Here is a 20,668-nt window from a genome sequence, read left to right on the forward strand (position 1 = left end):
CTTACTCCGCCGCGACTTTTGCAGCTCGTCCGCTCAGACCGTCTATAATACTGCGGTTAATATCAATCAAAGGCTTCACATTTTTAGACCCGGACAGGACCGCTTTGGTGTGGTTTTCCACCCAGAGGGAAAGCGAGATCAGCGCAGCGCGCAAATCGGCCGTCAGCCCGTTATCCTTCTCGGCCAAATCGGCCTTGAACGTGAGCCAAACGCGCTGGTTCTCCCATAGGGTGTCTCGCAGGCCATCTGCAAGCATCTGAAGCTTTTGAGATTTTTCCGACGCACCGTCAAATGCTTCGAATTTGTTTTCAAGTTTGGATGTCACGCTCGCCAAAATCCGACGCTCAATCTGGCGCGGATCTTCGGTGTGCGAGATGGTCCGCTTATACGCGGTTACACTCATTTCACTGCCTTTTTATTCTGCCTCGGTTCAACTATAGGGTGGCAGAGTTAAGGGAGAATTAAAAAATCCTCAATTTCTTGAAAGCAAGGATAATTTTCAGCAGTTGTTGTTAAATCATGCTTTGCATGTCACACTGTAGCGGGGTTTTCGGGGGGCCGCAGTGTTAATGAATGTGCTGGCCCGGAATGACCGCACGCAGCATTTCACGGTGAAAGCTGTGGGCGATATTATCAGCGGAAAGCAAGCCGTCAGGGGCGGTGCCGTCACGCTCGGACTGGGCGAGGGAAACGATGATATGGCCGATGTGGTGGCCAAGTTGAACGGGGCACGCAGGTGCCAGGGCTGGTTGTGCGCAGGGTTCGATCAAAACGATGGCGTCATCTTCTAGATCAAGGCCAAACTCTTGATCTAGAACATCGGCCAAGGAAGCGCCGGAAATGATCTCTTCTCCGGCGTAGATTGCGAAGGGGGTCAGATCAACGTCCTCTACGGCGACGGTGAAACGGGTGATCGGCGACGCCAGCAGTGACGACAGGATGCGGCCCAAGGGCGTGTTGCAAGGATCGGCGCAAAATTCCAGCCGACCGCCCCAGATGTGCCCCATCAAATCAGAACGCATAGTTAAAACTTCCCCAAGTGTCGCGTGTGCAACCCCAAGGTATCTTCCCAACACGGTTTTTTGAATTCCGGATTTGTTAAACTTCGCAAGCGGATCTTGAATTTCAACAACGATCAGCGCAGCGGTTTTGCGCTGACACTTGCGGTAATTTCGGCAAAATTCCCCCGATCACCCATATTTTTGGGAACCAAATATGGGGCGAAATGTTATCCACAGCACAAGTATTGGTGGGCGGGGCAAAATATGGCTGCATGTTCACCTGTATGCGAATTTACAATAAATGTGTTGAGAATGTGCGGTAAGTGTGAGTGCGGAAAGGTGCGATTCTCTCACGATGCAGGTACAGGCCCCGTTACGTCGGATCGAATGCATTCAGCCCGCCCGTGCGCAGCATGTAGCCACTGGACCGTACCGTTTCGACGGAAATACGTTCATCGAATGTGTCCGCAAATTTCTTACGGATTTTCGCGACATGGACATCAAATTTCCGATCACCATATCGCCACGGCCGAGATTCTACGGCGAGACTAAGCGCATCGCGGGTCACGATTTGCCCGTCCTGCGCGAATAATACCCGCATGATCTGAGCTTCCGCCGTCGTTAATCCGGCGCGCAGAGCGATATACGCTTCGACATCCCAGCTCACATCGTGAGGTTGTTCAACTGACGGCGTAGGGGTTGGTAGGCGTCGGTTCAGTCGTAAAGACAGCTCGCGCAGATTGCAGGGCCATGTGAGGACATCGATCGCACCCGCTTCAAACGCATCGGCACCCCATACCCCTTTCAGCTCTTGTATCGCGAGCACGACTCCGGGCTGCGCGTGGGTGGTGAGCGTGCTGATCAGCGGGGCCGGGTTGCTGTTCGCTTCGGTCATATCGACGAAAATGGCGTTAACGCTTTCGCTGTTGTGTAGCCAATGTTCGCAGGCGTCAAAGTCTATACATTCAAAGTCAAATTTTAGGATAACCGTAAATAAATAGTTCAGGGCGTTGCGCACCGAAGGTGACGTAGAGACGAGTAGGATCTTGGTCATTTATCGCGCTGCCCCAATGGGTTGACCGATGGATGTTCGGAAAAGGATAGCATTGCGGCGAGACGCGGAAAGGACACGATGAAAACGGCCATATACTAGGAAAGGGAGCGATGAATTGGATTATCCCTTTGTTGCACGAACCCGTGGGCGAAATCAAAGTCAGAGTTATGCGGCAATAATTGGGCCTGTTTGTCATGAAAAAGCCATACGTTCACTATTCTTTAACCTTCCACGCTATGTATATCCTTGCAGACTGCAGAACGCGTCTGAGAGAACCTCAAGAATAGGCGCTAGAAAATGGCAGACATACTTGAAATTGTTGCGCCAAAACGGCGTGCGCTCGCGGCGGCCAAACGGCTGGTCCATTTGCGCGACGAGGCGGTGCAGGATGAAAACATGCGCGCGGTGATCCTTCACGCGGCAGAAATTGTGGCCAAGTCGGGTGTTCTGTCCGCAGTCGCTGAGAGTGGTCAGAAACGGCAAGGTTTTGCCACATCTGACCTGCCGAGCTTGCATCCCGCCCGCCACCGGTTGAATTAATCCACCGCAGTTTATCTTGAGTTCATAAGCTGTTGTCCTTTCGCCATTCCTTGCGGCGGGCCAACCTATACTTAAGAGACATTGACAATTTTTGTGAGGTTGGCGGACAATCTTGGTATTCTAGTAGAGTTTCCAAGATTTGTTCACGAGGCTTCATCCCGCACCGACGTAGTAAAGGCGCATACGAAAGTGACAGAGTTTACAGATCCCCCCGTTTCCGAGGCCGCAATTCGCGTGATTACCGCATTCGCTGGCCGTGAATCCGCAACCGTGCAAGACATTCTGGCGTTGTCGCAGGCGCTTCCCGCCGCACTCGCCGGGCTCCAGCCCGCAGCCGCCAAGGCTGAAATCAGCAAGGTAGCAGCGCAGTTTACGACTGAAACCGCCATTCCCGCGGTGCCGGTTGCCGAGTCTTTTACCGATGATTCCGTCACCTGCCTGTGCTGCGGCCGATCCTTTACCATGCTCAAGCGTCACCTGCGCGCAGAGCACGGGTTGAGCGAGAGCGAATACCGGATCAAGTTCAATCTTGATGACGATCATCCCCTCGTCGCACCGAACTATTCTTTGCGCAAAGCGGATTATGCAAAGAAAGCCGGCCTTGGTCGCTATGCCCGCGACGAGGCGGTGCAGGCAAATCTTGGGTCGCAGCTGTAAAGTTCAAATGCCTTTCCTTTGCCACCGTTTTGTCCTGCGGAGCACCTAATCCCCCTCGATACATGTCTCTGAGGCAGTCGGTGCAGAAGCACGTCTGCCGAACCGGCCCCCGTGGTCGCGAGAATAGAGGCAGGACATATGGCAGCGACGACACAGCCGCGCGTATTTAAAAAAGTAGAAGTTATCGAAGGCGGTGGACATCACGGTGGCGGCTGGAAGGTCGCCTATGCTGATTTCATGACCGCGATGATGGCGTTCTTTCTGCTGATGTGGATTCTCTCGAGCGCGGACGAGCAAAAGCTACGCGGGATTGCCGAATACTTTACCAATGCGACCCTGCCCGGCGGCAGTGGTGTGTTGGACGGCGCGACCTTGGGGCCACCCGGTACATTGACCGCCTCGAATGGGGCAATTGTGGCCCGTGGCAGCGAGCTTGGGAAAATCGACGATCCGGCCTCGGCCAAGTGGGAAATCCGCGACGAAACCGCGACGTCGGTGCCAGATGAGACGCAGATCGGCTCCGAAGACGGTGCCCATGAAAACCCCGCCGCGGCCAATGTTGCCAGCGCGTCGCAAACCGCATCCGACGGGTCAAAATCGGCTGGCGATGCGACCATTGATAATGTGCACGCATTGGACAATGAAAAGTTCAAAAAGCTGGAGCAGGATATCTTGCAGGCGATGCAGGAGAATCCCGACCTTGATCCGCTGAAGAAAAACCTGATTTTCCAGCAAACACCCGAAGGCTTGCAGATCCAGATCATCGATCAGGAAGGGCAACCGATGTTCTATAGTGGCCGCGCCGAAATGCAGGGTGCTACAGATCAGCTGCTCGCGAATTTGGGTAAGTCTTTGGCGCGCCTGCCGAATAAAATCACGCTGTCAGGGCACACCGATGCTGTCCGCTTTGCCAATAGCCAGAAATACGACAACTGGGATCTGTCCTCGGACCGTGCCAACGCCACGCGCCGTGTTTTCGAAGCCTCGGGCGTCGCACGTGATCGTATCATCCGCGTGTCGGGCCTTGCCGATACCGCGCCGCTGGTGCCCGAAAATCCGACCGACGCGTCTAACCGTCGGATCACGGTGTCGGTTCAATATCAGAAGGTCGAGGACTATGCCGGCGATGACGTAGCCCCGACGCAGATTGATGCGGCGACACCGCCAGCCGAGACCGGCGAGAAGCTATATAAGGCGTCGATCCCTGCGCCCGTAGCACCACAAAACAGCGGCGAGGTGCAACGGGTCGCACAGAACGTCGAGCCTGTGGCGGCACCTTTGAAGGATGATGTATTCTTGAACCTGCGCAACGCGCTGCGGTGATCAGGCTCTGATCAATTCGCCCAAGGTGGGGACCCGTCGGCTGGCAAAGATCGGCCGGCGGGATCGTTCGACCGAGCGGCGCAGGAACTCTGGCAGTATGGGGTTTGCTTCTTCATTCACCATCGTGCCGCGCGGTGCAGCGACCACGGGGTCGGAAGTCGGGATATCGAGGCCGAGCATCTTGGCAGGGTCCAGCCCTTCTTCCAGCGCGTAGTTGTAGTTCACGGCGTAATCGACCGCTTCTTCCAGCACCACCGGGTCCGATGCGACCAGCGCCATCAAGCGGCGTTCGTCGGAATATAGGAATTGCTTGGTCTTGAAGCCGTCGACCTCGGGGACAAAGCAGGTGTTTTCGCGGCGCAGCTTCAGCAGCTTGACCAAACGATCCGGCATCAAGTGGCGTTCATCGCGGCGAAACACGATCATGCTGCAGGTCCCAAAGCTGGACAGGCACGCCGCGAGGCAAATGTGATCCGGCCAGCCCGAGAATGCGAATTTCACATCGTCCGCATCAATCAGGACAATCATTGTGGTTTCAACATCCGAGATCACGGCACTCTCCAGCTTATTCTGAGGTTTACCTTAGTCACACCATGGAAAGATAGCAATTGGTCTTGAACGAGAAATTTTTAAACTTGGAAGAAGATGAACTGTTCTTGAGATTTCAATGAAAATGCCTAAAGTGCTTGGAAACTTGCAAGTGGAAAACAAATGACGATTATTCTGGGCTTCGTGGTCGTGATGGGCATGGTCTTTGGGGGGTATATGCTCTCTGGCGGCGACATGGGCATCATCACCCACGCGCTACCGTTCGAAGGTATGATGATCGGCGGTGCCGCGCTTGGCTCGTTTATTGCGGCGAACTCCTTTGCCAATATCGCGGGGGCAGGGCGCGCGCTGGTCAAGGCATTCAAGGGCCCCAAGTGGAATTCGGGCGACTATGTGGACCTGCTGAATCTCATGTATACGTTGGCCCGCAAGTACCAGCAAAATGGCATGCTCGCGCTGGATGAACATATTGAAAACCCGCAAGAAAGTTCGATCTTTTCGCAGTATCCCAAGTTGCAGAAAGACCACTTTGCCATTGATCTGATCACCGATAGTTTCCGTATGCTGGCGATGCAGTTCGATGACCCGTATCAGGCGGAAGATGTCATTAACCGCAAGCTGAAAAAGCACCACCACGAAGCTTTGGTGGCCCCCCACGGGCTGACCACTGTCTCCGACGCGCTACCCGCCATCGGGATTGTTGCGGCGGTTTTGGGTGTGATCAAGACGATGTCGTCGATCGACAAGCCGCCTGCGGTTCTGGGGGCGATGATCGGCGGCGCGTTGGTCGGGACATTCCTTGGGGTTTTCCTTGCCTATCTTTTCGTCTCTCCGGTCGCCAACCGTCTGCAAGCCATCGAAGAGCAAGACGGCATTTATTACGCCGTGATCCGCGACATCTTTATCGCGATCCTGCATGGCCATTCGCCCGCGATCTGCACCGAGATCGGGCGCGGTAACATTCCGACCAGCCTGCAGCCCAGCTTTTACGAGATGGAAGAGGCCCGCAAACAGATGCCAGAGGCCGCATAACCCATGGCCGGACGCCGTCAGATCGCTGCGCTTAAGCTGATCAACACCATCCGGCAACACGAGCTGGATGCGATCGGGGCACAGCTTTCGGGTCTGCGGGCACAGCAAACATCGCTGACGGAACAAAGTGCGGCGCTGACCCAGCGGGCGATTGCTGAACATACGGGCAGCACCTTGGAAACCCAAGCCTATTTGCCCGCCTACCTATCCTCGGTTGACCGGCAACAACGTGGCTTGGCGGCGGAGGGGGATGCGCTGTCAGGGCAGATCGACACGCTAGAGGATGCGCTTTTTGCGCAGTTCCGCGCGCTTAAGACCACGCAAACTGTGCTGTCGAAAGCGCAAACCGAGGCGAAAGCCGATGCCGACAGGGCAGAACAGGCCGCACTAGACGATGCGTCCCGCGCGCTGTTTGCATTGCAGCGTCGGTAACGCTCTTTGCCTTAGCGCCCACTGCTGAATTTTGATACCACACCCAGCGAATTCTTGTTCTCTACATTCCGGATGACAAGCACGCAGACCGGCCAGCCTGAGGGCATCAAACCTTGCGAGGTTGGCACCGCCATGACGCTGGCCGACCCGTCGTTGATGGCAAAGGTCAGCACGACATCCGCCTGAGATGTCGCGACTGATTTTGCGAGATCCACAGTATCGTCAAAGGTCACGATACTTTCGGTTTCAAGCCAGCTGGCAACATCCGGGTGATCGACCGCCGCGATGGTCAGCGGTTGTGCGGGATTGCCGATGGGTTCGGCACAGGTGGCGAACCATGCCCGCAGCTGAGCCACAGCGGTGGATGCGCTGCCCGCCGCGCTGTGATCCGTGTCCGAGGCAGCTTCGATCACACAGACCGCCGCATCCGCAATCGCGCCCGCGCCGATCAACTGCGAAAGCGTGTCGCGTTCGTTCTGGGTGATCCATTTATTCAGCAACGGCGCGCCGACGATTTCGACACCTGCGGCCAGACGTCCGACGTCGGCTTTGCCAAGCTCGAACTCCGGCCCGTATCCCGCACGCGTGATCTGTTGCACCAGATGTTCCGCGGCGGTCTTTTTGATGACAGACGGCGTCTTGCGGGCCTGTTGCTCCAATGCGGCAGAAAAGGCCGTTGGCGGGGCGACTTGCACGGGCGTATCGGGTGCTGGCGCGTCCTCCTGCGCGAGACGGGGGAGGGAGATGATAATTTCTGTCCCCACGTCTTCGCGGCTGAAGAATGTAATCTGCCCCTGATGGTGATCGATGATGACTTTGGCGATGGTCAACCCCAGCCCCGTGCCCCCCTTGGACCGGCTGTCAGAACTGTCGCCTTGGGTGAATTTTTCAAACACCGACGCCTGCGCGGCAGCCTGAATGCCGGTGCCGAAGTCGCGGATCGAAATGCGCAGCTGATCCCCGACCGCGTGCAGGGCGATCAGGATCTCCCCGCCGTGTTCCGAAAACTTCACCGCGTTGGACAAGAGGTTATCCAGCACCTGCACCAAGCGTTTGGAGTCGCCATAGGTAAGCAATACATCGTCATCGGGCGTATCGACACGGCGCAGTGATACGCCTGCGCGTTCGGCATAAAGCTGGTTCGGCACCAGCGCCGTATTCAGCGTCTCGGACAGGTTCAGCGTCTTCATCCGGAAATCAAGCGTGCCGGTTTCGATTTTCTCCATATCCAGAATACTGTTGATCAGCAGGATCAGCCGGTCACAGCTTGAGGCGGCGATGGTGATGAGCCCCTTCATCTTGTCAGGCAACTGCCCCGTGGCACCTGACAGCACAAGCCCCAAGGCCCCTTTGATAGAGGTTAGCGGCGTGCGCAATTCATGGCTGACGGTGGACAGGAATTCGGTCTTTGCTTTTTCGGCCACCTTGCGCTGCGACACATCGCGGTAAATCGCGATGAACCGCGGTTCGTCCTGGGCGGGGCAGACATATTCAAGGCTGATGTCGTAGGTGATGCCTGATTTCGCCTCGACCTCCCAGGTGACGCGCCGCTCTGGCCCTTTGATAAGGCCGGCGCAGCGTTCGCGCAGACTGTCATAATCCCGTTTGCCAATCAGGTCGGACAGGCTCTTGCCGCGCCAGTCGTCGCTTTCATCATGTCGCATCAGGTGTCGTGCGACCGATGCATTGGCATACATCACCGCATAGGTTTGCGGCTGGAAGACAACAACATGGTCCTGCAACAGTTCCAATGTGTTGTTGAACCGCGCCTCTGACACGCCTTCGCGGGTCTTGGTCATATCCGAAGCGACAATCGCGATCTCGCGCAGCTGTTTTTCGCCGTCGGTGATCGGAATAAAGCTACATTGCAGCCAGACCGCCTTGCCGTCGGTTTTATGCAGAACGATGGTGCCTTTCCACGGGGTGCCCGACATCATGGCGGGCAAGACATCGCCCGTCAGCACACCGCGATTGCCGGCATCCATGACATCAACCAACGGCGTGCTGATCAGCGCCTCGCGGGACCGGCCGCTGGCCTGGACAAACTGGTCGTTCACATGGGTGATCGCGCCGTTCTGGTTCAGCATGCAGAACACGGTATGGGCCTCTACCGCGTTGCGATAAAATTGCTTGGACCGAACTTCCGACTTCAGCACATCCTTGCGGGCATGGGCCTGTCGCGCGTTTTCGCGCAGTTGGAAAATCAGGAACAACAGCGAAAACACGATCAGCAGCAGCGTGCCCAACACCAGCCACTTGTAGGTTGATGCAATGCGCAAGGCGGAACGCTGCAGGTAATTCTCGTAGGGGCGTGCGCGCAAAGAGATCAGCAGCTCGTGCACCGATTGATAATTTTGCGGGGGCAGCCAGACGGTGCCACCGGCGGCAATCGCCTCTGGGCTGCCGGTATCCTGACCCAGCAGGGTGTCGACAAGAATGGTTAACGCCGCCTGCGGCACACCGGGGATCGTCCCCAGCACCCAATCGGGATACAACATGGTACTGGCCCAGAACGGATAGCCTGGATGATCGACAGGGGACACGGGGCGGAAATCGTTCATATCGATCACGCCGTCGCGGGCCAGCGCTTCGAGCACACCGGCGCGCACGACGCCGACATCCACCAGACCGGCTTGCACGGCATAGACGACCTCGCGTTGGTTCCCGCCCGAGAACAGCGCGCGGGACGCGATATCGTCGATATCCAGCCGGTACTTGCGAAACTCTTGCAGCGCGAGCTTCCAGCCGGTCATTTCATCGGCCGACACCCCCATGATGCTGCGACCCGCGATATCCGGGATGGCGCGAATATCGCTGTTAGCGGTGGTGAAGACGACGACGCTGGTTTTATCATAGACCTGTCCCTCCCACATCTGGGCGACAGAGAGCAGCGGGCGGGCGTTGCTTTCGACCTCTGCCACGACAAAGGCCGCGGGATCGACAAGGAAGAAATCCAGCGCGCCTTGCGAGATTTTATTGATCATTGTGGCGTCGGTGTAAGGCGCGATCTTGAAACGGTAGTTCAGTTCTGCGCCCTGTGCGGCGGTGTTCAGCGCGGCGGCCATTGGCAACCAGCTGTCCAGCGCGCGGGTGATCCCTTCGGACGCGAGAATACCGATGGTGATGTCACGGGGCGCATCCATCGTGTCGGCCTGCTGACCAGCCGCCGGTTGCAATGCACCGATCAGGGCGATAGCGGCACCCAAAAGCGTTTGACGCAGCTTGCCCCATGCCTGTTTCACGATTTTAGCGCCCGCCATATTCTCTTTCTGGTTCATCTCGTCGCTTTGCGGAGACCGGAAAGCATAGTCAAAGCCCGCCTCCTGCTATCAAACATCACAACGTCAAACCACTTGTAAAAGCATCCAAAGCGATCGATTCCATTGCGCCCCCGCGGCATATGCTGCGGAGCATGGCAACTTGGATGTCGTCTGGTGCTGTCCTTTCACTACTGCTCTAACTGCGTTTTTTGCTGCGCCTCGTTGATCGGGCGCTTTTTGCAGTTGCGAAAAGGCTAGGCGGGGCGGGCTTTTTTGGCAATGGTAAACTCCGTTTCTGCCTGCAGGGCAGGGTGAATAGTGCCAGTGCAGCAGCAGGTATCTATCCTTTGGGATAGCGCCATAGCCACAAGCTGTTTTGGACTACCCGCCTAGGCCCGCGACGGCCTTGGGATTTAGCGTTAATTTCATCTTAACAGCCACCAAACACAGGCTGCAACAAATCCAAGGTGAAGACGATGGCAAACGCAACATTCCTAGAACTGGCCCAGATCGCCAACAACTCCTCCCTGCGCGAGGCGGTTTTGGGTGCAGTACTTGGCATCCATGTTTCGGGAAACATGTCCGACACCGTCTTGGACATCACGGCCGACAGCACCGCGCTTAAACTCGCGGCGGACCGGATGCGCTGCGCCCGCTATGTCATGCCGACAGATGCGGACCCGACGCAGGCCATCCAGATCAACGCTGGCTTCTCTCATGTGCAGGACGTCTGGGCCACGCCCCAGGCTGCACAACCCGACCTGACCCAGGAGACAATGACCATCGCCACGCCTGACTTTATCGTGGTACCCTCCGACACGCATATCGTCGTCAATAATTTTGACGTCGCCCGCGGCGATGCGATCACCTTCCTGGGTCAGTTTTCTTCCCGCGCCGATCTGCGCGCTGCCATGTGCCTGACCGGGTCCCGCGATGTGCGCGACGGTGACGTCATCATCACGATGGAAAACGGGGCCCGCGCGGTCTTTGTTGGTGCCGCTGTCCAGGCCGAAGATCTGATCGACGCTGTGTTTGATTTTTCTGCCGAAGGGCAGACAGCCTTCAAACTGGCCGACGCGCTGAACAACGCGACCTCGGCCGAGATCGACGCCTTTGTGACCGCCCTTGGCACCGATGAATTCGACCGCGCCTTTGGCGTCGGCAGCGCTGCGGTATTGCTTGCAAACCTCGACACCCCTGCCGCGACGCGTCTGTTGAATGTGCTCGAGGCGGAAGAACTGGACGAGCTGCTGCACAATGTCGGTGCGGGCACGCTCAAGCTGCTGCTCGAAGAGCTGACGCTGACGGAACTTGTGAACTTCCTGAGCGGCGTGAACGAGACGGTGGTCGGCGCGATGGCAGACCACATGGGAGCCACAACAATAGATGCCCTTTTGTGGGGCAAAAGCCCGGCAACGAAAGGAGGTATGCGTCAAAGTTAACTGGTTTGCCCTGTCAAGGCGGCATGCCTCGCCGCTGCCAGGGCCCGAGAAAGCACCGTGTTCGACCCGATATGATTTGAAAGGATTTAACAGCAGACGGGCATCGAATGCGGCGCTTTCCCTTTTTCGTGAACCCTCAACGCGCGAATTTCCGCGGGGCAGAGTTCATCAGCTTAATCGATTTTCGGGCCTGCTCCGGCCCTTACTACTTTGCCCTGTGGACCGGCCAAGGTGCCGGCCACGGGGGCTTTTTGCGTTTTCGAAGATGTAAGCCGGCGACATCAAACCGCCCCACCAGGGCCTAAAGCCGGACGAGGTGATTGTCCCACATCAGTGGTTTCTCAGGGCTCAACCTGCCAGAGAGGCGCTGAACGATACCGGTACCGCTGGTCACGATAAAATCACCCGGTGCCGCTGCAACACCGCAGACATCGGTAAGCGCGATACTACGGGTATTTGACGCGGTTGCCGCGTCAAATACCTGCACCAAACCGGCACGGGGCGAGGTTACGGCAATCTCGGACCCGTCGTCCGACAGGGCAATACTGCCGATGTACCCGTGCATATCTTCGGCACCGTCCAGCAAGAGCGGTGTCTCTCCTTGCTGATGCAGCCCGACAAGCGCGGGGGCATCGCCGTCGCCTTGCCATTGCATCCCGAAAGCGACACGCCCGTCGGACCCTACGGCCAGATGCCGGATCGAGTTGCGGTGCATGTCATGGGGCAGTTCTATCTGCTCTAGAATACGACGGTCGTTGATGTAGGTGAGGTTGGGCCGCATGGTGGGGATATTCAACTTGGCGCGCCCTGAATCGGGATGCGTATCAATCCCGCCGTTCGCCACGACCAGCGTGTCGCCACCGGGCAGACGTTTTATGTCATGGGGGCCGACTCCGCCGCTGGCAAATTCATCGACGCGTACATAGCCAAGCGCCACGTCCCAGACACCAATGCGCCCGATGCCGTTGGCATAGTCATTTTCGGTCGTGTAAAGCAGGCTCCCGTCGGCGGAAAAAGCCCCGTGCCCGTAGAAATGCCGCCCCTCGGGCGCGTGCAGCGTGGCCTTGACCCGCCCCGACATGCAGTCGATCACCAGTGCGAAATTGCCGGGGCGCCGTGCAAAGGCGACAGCTTGCGGCCTGGATGGATGCGCCGCCGCCGCGTGGCCGCGACCGGGCAGGGGGATTTCGAATACCACCTCAAGCGCCGCGTCGATGCCGCAGAGCACAAAGCTGCCATCGCGCAGACCGGCAGCGGCAAGATAGGCCGGCCCACCTGCATCGGCCCAAGTAGGGGCGGGCACCAATCCTGATGCCAGCATCCCTGCAATGAAATGGCGGCGGTTGGTCATGGGATCAATCTCCGTCTAATGCGTTAAAGCCCGAAGCGACGCCCAAATGCGGGCCCAGATCTTGGCGGGCCACATCGCGGATCGCGGCAACAGACTGCTGCAACACCTCTACACGCAGACGGGATTGCGGCTTGGCCGTTCCAGCGAACACAGGGTCGTCCAGGTCGGCAGCGATTGCCAGCGCCTCGTCAAACCGGTCGTCAAAGGCGGCCACCACGGCCACGTCATCCGCCGCCAACCGCTCCGCCAGATCCTGCAGAGAGGTGAGCGCGACCACGACATTGCGCAAAGACCGCCCCGATCGTCGCGTCTCTGCCCGATTGGGGCGCGGGCGGTCAAAGCTGCCCATGGGGCGTCCGATGCGGGTGTCGGCGGTAAACTCCAACCCGAGGTTCAGCGCCTTGAAAAGCTCTTGCGCCGCTTCCTCGGTGCTGCGGTAGGGGCCTCCTTCGGCGGGGGTGGCAACGGCTTCGGCATAGCCAGAGGTCCAGCCGTCCAGAATGGCTTGGGACTGCGTGGCGATATCGGCAGTTACCGTCTGCACCAAAGCGCAGCGATAGCCGGCATCGCCCATCGTGCTGATCTGATCGTCATACAGCAGGAATTCGAGCGCATAAAAACCGCGCCCCGCGATGGAGACATCGGCATAGGCCTGCGGGTCACGGCCCACGGGATCGGCATCCGTGATCAGCCCCGCGAGCGTTTTGGGTGTGGCCCCACGGCTGTCGGGCCAGAAGGCCAGCGCAAAGGCGCGGTTGTCGGTCTCGGACGGGCCAAAACGCAGATGGCTCACCGCGATCCACGCATCAAAGGCATCGTGGTAGGCATCGCGCAACGCGGCGTCATCGGGGGCGCAATTCTGCTGGGCCACGGCGGCCAGTGCGTCCGTACGCTCTGCCAGTGTGGTATAGCGGGGCAGGATGTGATGATCGACCACATCGCGCAATATGGCAGGGGTCACCTCGGCCGCAGCACCCAATGGTGCGCATAAAAGACCAAGGGCGAGGACCAGTTTTTTCATGTTATAAACTTTCCAGATAGTGGATCAAAGCATCACGGTCTGCGGGTGGCATGTCAATGACGCGGTTCTTGGCGGGCTCGGCCTCTCCGCCATGCCAAAGCACGGCTTCCAGCAGTGACCGCGCGCGCCCGTCGTGCAGGAATTGCGTGTGTCCCGATACGGTTTCGGTCATCCCAATCCCCCACAGCGGCGCAGTGCGCCATTCGGTGCCCGTGGCGCGGGCCTCGGGCCGGTGATCGGCCAAACCTTCGCCCATGTCATGCAGCAGCATATCGGTATAGGGCCAGATCAGCTGAAAGCTTTGCTCTGGCTGGTCCTTCAGACGATGGGTGACAAAGCTGGGCTGGTGGCAGTCGGCGCAGCCCGTTTCATGGAACACCTGTTTGCCGCGCAGCACCTCGGGTGTGTCCGCGTCTCGCCGGGCGGGCACGGCAAGGTTGCGGCTGTAGAAGGTGACCAGATCCAGCCCTTCGGCGTCAATCTCGAACCCGCGCACGTCACCGGCCCCATGAGGCGCGTTTACGCAGGCATCCTGAATGATCGAACAATCGCCAAACGGATCGCCGAAGATCGGGTTAGAGATGCCGATATCGCCCGCAAAGGCCCCCGCGGATTGTTCGCGGATCGTGGGCATCCCGGCCTTGAGCCCGAAACGGCCCAGCATCGGCATGTTGTATTCCTGCGACCAGACGATATTGGCGCGGCCCGAAATACCGTCACTATCCGCGTCATTAGGGTCTGCCAGCGCCAGAATATCCGCGGCAGGGATCGCTTCGAGAAGCCCAAGCCCGATCATCTGCGGCGTCACACGGGGCGACAGCATCGCGTCGGGGTGCAGCGGACCATAGCCAAGATCAGCCGCGGTGTATGTCGGTTGCCGCAAGGACACGACCTGCCCGCCCGACAGGGTCACGGGGACTTCGGTATAATCGATCTGCAAGCGGTACTCGGCACGATGCCCCGAGACGGCGAAATCCTGCATTTGCGTGCCGTAGGTGGGTTCGGCGAGCGTGGCCAGATACCCTTCGATCTCTTTGATATTGCCGGCGTCTTCATTGCCCGGAATAGACACGCGCAGGAACATGGAAATCGCGCTGTCGTCGGGGCCCTCGGGCGGGTGGCCGCGCCCGTCCTTGATGTGGCAGCTTTGGCACGACCGCGCGTTGAACAATGGCCCCAACCCGTCAGAGGCCAGCGTCGACGAAGGCGACGACACCCACAGCTTGCGAAACAGCCCATTGCCCAGCTTGAAGGTCAGCTCGTCCTCGAACGACATATTGCCCGAGGCCTGCGAGAACGCATCGGCGTTCATGCGCGGGCGTACGGTGGCCGCGCCGCCGCTGTTCACCTCGAACGGGCTGGGGGTGTCAAAACTGTCGGGTGGGGCGGTCACATCGGCGATACGGGCCGTTTCATCGGCGGTACGCGGGATGATATCCAGATGGGGTTCATCAAGCGGCCCGGCGTAGACCGGACCGCTCAATAGGGGCAGGGACATCACCAGGGCCCGAGGGATAAAAGACCGGAGGAAATGCATATTCTGCCCTATTTCGATATTAGAAGGGGATCACCAGCGATGCCCCGACAGCGGTAAAGTCGTTGCCGTCTACATCGTAGAAGCCGACGCCACCACCCAGCGACATATCATTCTCGAAGGTGTAGTCTACACCCACGGTGATCAAATCGTCGTAACCATTCGCGGTGTTGTCGATGCCGGTGTAGCTGGCAGAGTAGGCCCACGGCCCCTGAACGTAAGAACCGCCCAACGTCGCATAGGTGGAATCCTCGCCCGTGCCTGCGAACCCGTCGAAATAGGCCACTTCGGCGATCAGGTCGAAACCGTTGCCAAAGTCATGCGCCATCCCGATGACGGCCCCTTTTTCGTCGGATACATCGCTGTCACCCGCGGTCAGGAAACGCCCGCCAACCCAATAGGTCGTGTCGCCAACTTCTTGCGTGTACTGTAGCGCCACGTTGTTCAGCTTGCCGGTGTTCCCCGCGCCGCCGTCCGCGGTGGTGTTGCGGCCGCGTTTTGTCCCCAGCGAGTCGCTGAACGCCGTGTCATCCGCATAGAACAGCGCAAAGGACAGAACCCCGCCTGAGGCGGCGACAGGCATGTCGAATGTCGCACCGATCACTTCGGACAACTCATAGTCTTCGGCCAGCGATGTGCCGTAAAAGCCGGGGGCTGCGTCCCATGCAACAGCGAAGGTCGGGCTTACTTTACCGACGCTCAGCTCGCCTGCTGCCAGATCAAAGCGCAGGCCAAGTTCATTTACGTAAAGACCCAGATCGTCGAACTGACGGGTTTCGGCCGGGTCTGTGACGCTTTCCAGGGTCACTTCACCAAACAGCGTGATGCTGGTCGCAACACCGGCTTCGAATGCGAGCGACAGGCTGGCGTAGTTATCGGTCAACTCGCCTGCGGGATCATCGGAGTCGACGGTGCTGTCGACGCCGATTTCAAACTCACCGCCCCAGACAAATGCCTGTTCTTGGGCCAAAAGGGGAGTGGCACCGGTCAGCGCCAAAGCGCAACCGGCGAGAGCTAGTTTCTTCATTCTTGTTTACTTTCAGTGGGAGGAGGAACTCATGAAAACGGGGTATTATTCAAAAACGGCACCGGGGCTATCGAGGCTGTCGGAGCCTTCGATCGCCACGTCATCCACACCCAAGGTGGCGACAACGCGTTCGATGGTTTTGGTCTGTGCGATCAGGGCGTTCACGCCGCCCATCACCAAGGCTTCGCCGCCTTTGTTGTCGCGCGCCATCATCTGGTCATAGGACATGCCTGCTTCGGCGGCAGTCTTCATCTGGCCAAGCTTGCGCATGGTGGTCGACAGGTTCAGCTGCATTTCCGCATCCAGATCGGCGTTTTCGGCAGCGACCAGATCGGACAGCGACGGGCCGGAGACCAGCGTGCCGTCGGTACGCGCATAGGCACCGAGGTACACGTTCTGGATGCCCAGACCGTCGTAATAGTGGCTGTTGTGTGTGTTGTCCGAGAAGCAGTCATGCTCTTCTTCGGGGTCGTTCAGCATCAGACCAAGGCGCATGCGTTCGCCCGCGAGTTCACCATAAGACAGCGACCCCATGCCGGTCAGCATCGCCGAGATCGCGCCGTCTTCGTTGTCGGTCAGGTTGGTGCGCGCGGCACCGCCTTCGGCCCATTGTGCGACCATATATTCCAGATCGGTCACGATCAGGTCGGCAGCCGCCTTAAGGTACTGACCGCGGCGATCGCAGTTGTCGTTGGTGCAGTTCTCGCCTGCGGCGTAATCTGTCCAGTCACGCGCACCGGCACCGTGGTCGGTCCCGTTCAGATCCTGCCCCCAAAGCAGGAATTCAACCGCGTGGTAGCCCGAGGCGACGTTGGCTTCGTTCCCGTCGGCTTCGTGCAAGGTTTCGGCAAGGAAATCCGGAGTGATCGTGCTGGCGTCAACGTCGGTGCCTGACAGTGTGAAGGTCGGGTTCGCGATAACGTTCAGCGCCGCGGCGGCGTTTTCATCGGTGGCCCCGCCATAGGAGGCGTCAACATAGTCGATCAGACCTTCGTCCAGCGGCCAGGCGTTCAGCTTGCCTTCCCAGTCGTCAACGATGGGGTTGCCGAAACGGTAGGCTTCGGTCTGCTGGTAGGGGACGCGCGCTGCCAGCCACGCGGTGCGGGCGGCTTGCATCGTGTCGGCGGAGGGCTCTGCGATCAGGGCATCCACAGCGTCGACCAGCGCTTGGGCTGTGATCAGGCTGTCGCCGTAGGCGGCTTCGGCGATGTCGGCGTATGTGTCGATCACCTCGGACTTCTCTACCGCCAAAGCGGGGGAGGCCAAGGTCAATGCAAGCACAGAGGTCATCAAGCTGCGGGTCATACGTTCAGTTCCTTTTGACGGATCGCGCCTGCGGATGCTGTCGACAATTGCGGATCGACGGGCCGCGCCGGAGGCATGGAAATCATGCGCAATACCTGAACAGTATCGCGGGGAAGGTCAACCCGACAATTTTAGTAAGATAACTTTTTTGCCGCTCACGTTTTTGGCATCGCCCAAAAAATACGCGGTGATCCTAGGGGCTTACTATGTAAGGCGTGCGCCTTGCGGCAAAGTGGGGTCAGAGGCATTCAACCGATCAACGGCAAATCCTGCTGCGGTCTTGTACTGCGCCATATACTCGGCCCGTTCCTGAGGAGGGATCACGTCATCGATCTGGTCGAAGGCACCGCCACAGCGGTCGTTGACCATGTTCAGCAACCCGAAAGGACCAGCCCCGCGATTGCGCAGGATCAGCTCTGATATCGGTCCGCAATAAGCGTCGTCAAAACTGCGCAGCGCCGCGGGGGTTACCCCGTCTTGCAGGAAGCGCGCGCACAGATGGCGGGCGTCCATGATCGCCTGGCTCGCGCCGTTCGATCCTGTGGGATACATCGCATGGGCCGCGTCGCCGATCAGGGCAACAGGGCCGTCGACCCACGTGGGGATCGGGTCACGGTCGATCATCGGGTTCTCGTAAATCTCTGTCGCGCCGCGCAGCAGGGAGGGGACATCCAGCCAATCGTAAGTCCAACCGTCAAAGTGATGCGCGAAATCTGACAGCTCCGCCGGACGGTACCAACCGCTTTTGCGGTCTTCGGTCTCGTCCAGCGTAACCTCGGCGATCCAGTTGATGGTGGCATAGCCGTCGGCATCGGGGGCTGAAATGGGATAGATCACCATGCGCTGACGGTGATCACCAAGCCCGACAAACGAAGACCCCGTGCGCACCGGTTTTGCCCGCGAGGTGCCGCGCCACATCAAAGCACCACCCCAGTGGATCGGCGGCTGATCGGGATGCATCTGCGCACGCACGGCGGAATGTATCCCGTCGGCACCGATCAGCAGGGTGCCCTCGGCGCGTGTCTGTGACCCGTCGGTACGGGCGACATGCGCGGTCACGCCACCCGCTGGCCCGTGGGTGTATCCGGTGATCTTGGCACCAAGCTGCACGGCCTCGGCACCAGCGCGATCCACCAGCGTTTGATACAGCAGCATATGCAGCTGGCCCCGATGCGCGGCATATTGCGGCCAGCGATAGCCTGCGTCGGTGCCGCGCGGCTCTGCGTAAATCTCTTGCCCCTTCTGCCCGACCAGCGCCCATTCCTTTGCGGGCACGCCGATTTCGTCAAGCTGCGCTTGGGTCAACCCCAGATCAAAGAGCTCGCGCACGGCATTAGGCTGGATGTTGATCCCCACACCCAGCGGTTTCAAGCTGCGCACCTGTTCATAAACGGTGCAGCGCAGGCCAAGCTGGTGCAGCGAAAGCGCCAGTGCTAGGCCGCCGATACCGCCGCCTGCGATCAGGATATGGGGTTGGGTCATGGTGCAGTTCCGCTTTCGACTAGGGGCATTTCGTTGTGCGACGAACGTCCTATATCGTGGTGCGGAAATCAATGGGATGTCTGGGAAAGCGGGGCACATCCCGGATCGCCGGAGCGCGAGGCGCTGCAACGGCAGATGGCTCGTGGGGGCCGGAAGCGCAAAGGACCGTTTAGGCGGATTCCAACGCGGATTGTTCGGCAATCAACGCTTCGGAGGATTTCAGGAAGTCGTCCAGACCAAAGATAATCTCGGTCGGGCAGTTGGCGATCTTGCCCTTGGGGCCATCCAGATGCGCGTCAATCGCAAGCTCGTTGTCGCGCGCCACGGTACCCAGATCGTCGAACCCCAAAGAACCGGCCGTGCCTGCGATCTGGTGCAGAATGGTACGGGCTTCAGCGAGGTTATCGTTGATCTCTTGCAGCGTGCTGCCTTCCCAGGCGGCAAGCGCGTGCTCGGCCAGCGCACGCTGGCGCTGCTCTAGCATATCGAGGAACCGCGCGCGAATACGCTCGATCCCCGGTAACTCCAGCTTCTTGTGCATCACGCTGTTCTCCCCACATTCCAGAAGTCGTTCTGGACCTTCTGGTAGTTGGCTGTCGCTTCTTCGGCAGAGGCATGCGCCTCTGACAGCGCATCCATGACCGAGGAATTTGTCTTCCACATCAACCGCACCGCCTTGCCGGCGCAAATACGTGGGTTGATGTGTTGACCACGGTTATCGAACAATTCGGTTTTTGCCAGCGAAATGTTGATATTATTTGCCAAAAGCTTGGGATCAGGGCGCCAGCCGCTTTCTGTGATGCACACAAACGTGCCGCCGCCTGCGTAAGACATGAGGAACTGGCAGCCTTCCAGCGTATCCGAAATGATCTCTCCGACATCGCTGAGCATGCTGCAGAATTCGAAGTTCGACATGTTTTCATGGAAGATTTCGACATCACGGATGTTGAAGGCAAAACAGATCGACCCGAACAGGTCGCTGCGCGACAATTGCTGCACATAGTTCTCAAGCGCCATGAACTCGATCAGGTTGTTCACATCATGGATCGCCATCGGCTCGTGCAATTGCACGGCGCGTTCGGGCCGACCGTCGTGATGGGTAACCGCCTTGGCCGCGAACACTTTGCTCGTGCGGGTCGCCAACCCTTCAACCGCGCGTTCAACCAGCGACAGCCGCGCCTTAAGCTCGGTCATTTCGAACGGCTTGGTCACATAGTCGGTCGCACCGGCAGAGAAGGCGGCGTCGATATAGGATTTTTCGGACATCGCGGTCAGCATCAGGATCGGCGCATCCATATATTGCTTCATCGCACGGATCTGGCTGGCCAGCTGGATACCGTCGGTGACCGGCATCTGAATATCCAGAAGGAAGCTGTCGAACGGGGCGCGGGCGTTGTCCTTGATCGCCTCAAGTGCATCGGCAGCGCATTCGGCAGTGACCAGTGTATGGTCTGTCATGCCTTCAATGAAATGCGACAAAAGCTCTAGGATGATTGGGTCGTCATCTACCGCAAGAATTTTCATTTGTTTGCCTTACTACTTGTCCGTAACAGCTCGGTATGGCTGTTTCTGTTGCTTTCTATCTGATGGCGAAACTTGTCATAATTGGGGCGATCTCGGTTAAATACTTAGGCATTTAGGCTAATTAGATGTTCGTT

The 20,668-nt window shown here is 58.5% G+C and carries 19 protein-coding genes; 6 read left to right on the forward strand and 13 right to left on the reverse strand.

Translation table 11 applies throughout. The features are described from left to right. Window position 1: 1 nt before the first annotated feature. The 3 genes from flaF to B4F27_RS03395 form a co-directional block, all read right to left on the reverse strand. Entirely contained in the window at window positions 2-403 is a 402-nt protein-coding gene (flaF, locus tag B4F27_RS03385) for a flagellar biosynthesis regulator FlaF (protein WP_286758861.1), read from the reverse strand. Window positions 404-566: 163 nt separating this feature from the next. Beyond that, complete coding sequence (locus tag B4F27_RS03390) at window positions 567-1,022, reverse strand: hypothetical protein (RefSeq protein WP_286758862.1); 456 nt, start codon at window positions 1,020-1,022, stop codon at window positions 567-569. Window positions 1,023-1,374: 352 nt separating this feature from the next. Beyond that, window positions 1,375-2,055: a winged helix-turn-helix domain-containing protein gene (locus tag B4F27_RS03395; protein WP_286758863.1), complete on the reverse strand. Its 681-nt coding sequence runs from the start codon at window positions 2,053-2,055 to the stop codon at window positions 1,375-1,377. Between the two features lie 297 nt (window positions 2,056-2,352). On the opposite strand from B4F27_RS03395, the gene B4F27_RS03400 reads away from it, so the two are divergent. The 3 genes from B4F27_RS03400 (at window position 2,353) to B4F27_RS03410 (ending at window position 4,575) form a co-directional block, all read left to right on the forward strand. After that, on the forward strand, window positions 2,353-2,595 hold the full coding sequence (locus tag B4F27_RS03400; RefSeq protein WP_074636846.1) for a hypothetical protein: 243 nt from the start codon (window positions 2,353-2,355) through the stop codon (window positions 2,593-2,595). Between the two features lie 81 nt (window positions 2,596-2,676). Continuing rightward, on the forward strand, window positions 2,677-3,252 hold the full coding sequence (locus tag B4F27_RS03405) for a MucR family transcriptional regulator (protein WP_286758864.1): 576 nt from the start codon (window positions 2,677-2,679) through the stop codon (window positions 3,250-3,252). Between the two features lie 138 nt (window positions 3,253-3,390). Next, a complete protein-coding gene (locus B4F27_RS03410; protein WP_037942066.1) occupies window positions 3,391-4,575 on the forward strand; it encodes a flagellar motor protein MotB in 1,185 nt (394 codons plus the stop codon). Here B4F27_RS03410 and B4F27_RS03415 read toward each other — a convergent pair whose 3' ends face one another. Next, window positions 4,576-5,127 (reverse strand): flagellar motor protein, encoded by a 552-nt coding sequence (locus B4F27_RS03415; protein WP_286758865.1) that lies wholly within the window; start codon window positions 5,125-5,127, stop codon window positions 4,576-4,578. A 159-nt stretch (window positions 5,128-5,286) separates the two neighbouring features. Between B4F27_RS03415 and motA the strand changes: the two genes are divergently transcribed. Both motA and B4F27_RS03425 read left to right on the forward strand, forming a co-directional pair. Beyond that, window positions 5,287-6,156 (forward strand): flagellar motor stator protein MotA, encoded by an 870-nt coding sequence (gene motA, locus B4F27_RS03420; protein WP_005849072.1) that lies wholly within the window; start codon window positions 5,287-5,289, stop codon window positions 6,154-6,156. Between the two features lie 3 nt (window positions 6,157-6,159). Next, complete coding sequence (locus B4F27_RS03425; RefSeq protein WP_286758866.1) at window positions 6,160-6,588, forward strand: flagellar motor protein; 429 nt, start codon at window positions 6,160-6,162, stop codon at window positions 6,586-6,588. 11 nt (window positions 6,589-6,599) lie between these two features. Here the strand turns inward: B4F27_RS03425 and B4F27_RS03430 are convergent, their stop codons facing one another. After that, on the reverse strand, window positions 6,600-9,866 hold the full coding sequence (locus tag B4F27_RS03430; protein WP_286758867.1) for an ATP-binding protein: 3,267 nt from the start codon (window positions 9,864-9,866) through the stop codon (window positions 6,600-6,602). Window positions 9,867-10,324: 458 nt separating this feature from the next. Here B4F27_RS03430 and B4F27_RS03435 point away from each other — a divergent pair, with 458 nt between their 5' ends. Beyond that, on the forward strand, window positions 10,325-11,290 hold the full coding sequence (locus B4F27_RS03435) for a hypothetical protein (RefSeq protein ID WP_286758868.1): 966 nt from the start codon (window positions 10,325-10,327) through the stop codon (window positions 11,288-11,290). A gap of 301 nt (window positions 11,291-11,591) precedes the next feature. On the opposite strand, the gene B4F27_RS03440 is transcribed toward B4F27_RS03435, so the two are convergent. From B4F27_RS03440 to B4F27_RS03475, 8 genes are all read right to left on the reverse strand, one after another. Continuing rightward, window positions 11,592-12,641, reverse strand: coding sequence for a DUF1513 domain-containing protein (locus B4F27_RS03440; protein ID WP_286758869.1), 1,050 nt, complete (start codon window positions 12,639-12,641; stop codon window positions 11,592-11,594). Window positions 12,642-12,645: 4 nt separating this feature from the next. Next, window positions 12,646-13,662 carry an imelysin family protein gene (locus B4F27_RS03445; RefSeq protein WP_286758870.1) on the reverse strand — a complete coding sequence of 339 codons (1,017 nt, stop codon included), beginning with the start codon at window positions 13,660-13,662 and terminating at the stop codon, window positions 12,646-12,648. Window position 13,663: 1 nt separating this feature from the next. Next, a complete protein-coding gene (locus tag B4F27_RS03450) occupies window positions 13,664-15,160 on the reverse strand; it encodes a di-heme oxidoredictase family protein (protein WP_286758871.1) in 1,497 nt (498 codons plus the stop codon). 58 nt (window positions 15,161-15,218) lie between these two features. Next, on the reverse strand, window positions 15,219-16,223 hold the full coding sequence (locus B4F27_RS03455; protein WP_286758872.1) for a hypothetical protein: 1,005 nt from the start codon (window positions 16,221-16,223) through the stop codon (window positions 15,219-15,221). Between the two features lie 45 nt (window positions 16,224-16,268). Beyond that, window positions 16,269-17,528, reverse strand: coding sequence for an imelysin family protein (locus B4F27_RS03460; protein WP_286758873.1), 1,260 nt, complete (start codon window positions 17,526-17,528; stop codon window positions 16,269-16,271). 204 nt (window positions 17,529-17,732) lie between these two features. After that, window positions 17,733-19,010: a flavin-dependent oxidoreductase gene (locus B4F27_RS03465; RefSeq protein WP_286758874.1), complete on the reverse strand. Its 1,278-nt coding sequence runs from the start codon at window positions 19,008-19,010 to the stop codon at window positions 17,733-17,735. A gap of 169 nt (window positions 19,011-19,179) precedes the next feature. Next, window positions 19,180-19,551, reverse strand: a complete 372-nt coding sequence (locus tag B4F27_RS03470) for an Hpt domain-containing protein (RefSeq protein ID WP_005849092.1) — start codon at window positions 19,549-19,551, stop codon at window positions 19,180-19,182. Continuing rightward, the gene (locus B4F27_RS03475) at window positions 19,551-20,534 is read right to left on the reverse strand and encodes a response regulator (protein WP_037966605.1); all 984 of its coding nucleotides are present in this window, start codon (window positions 20,532-20,534) and stop codon (window positions 19,551-19,553) included. Before B4F27_RS03475 ends, B4F27_RS03470 begins: the two co-directional genes overlap by 1 nt. Window positions 20,535-20,668 lie beyond the last annotated feature (134 nt).

Source organism: Sulfitobacter sp. UBA1132, assembly GCF_002311545.1.
In the GTDB taxonomy this organism is placed as follows: Bacteria; Pseudomonadota; Alphaproteobacteria; order Rhodobacterales; family Rhodobacteraceae; genus Sulfitobacter; species Sulfitobacter pontiacus.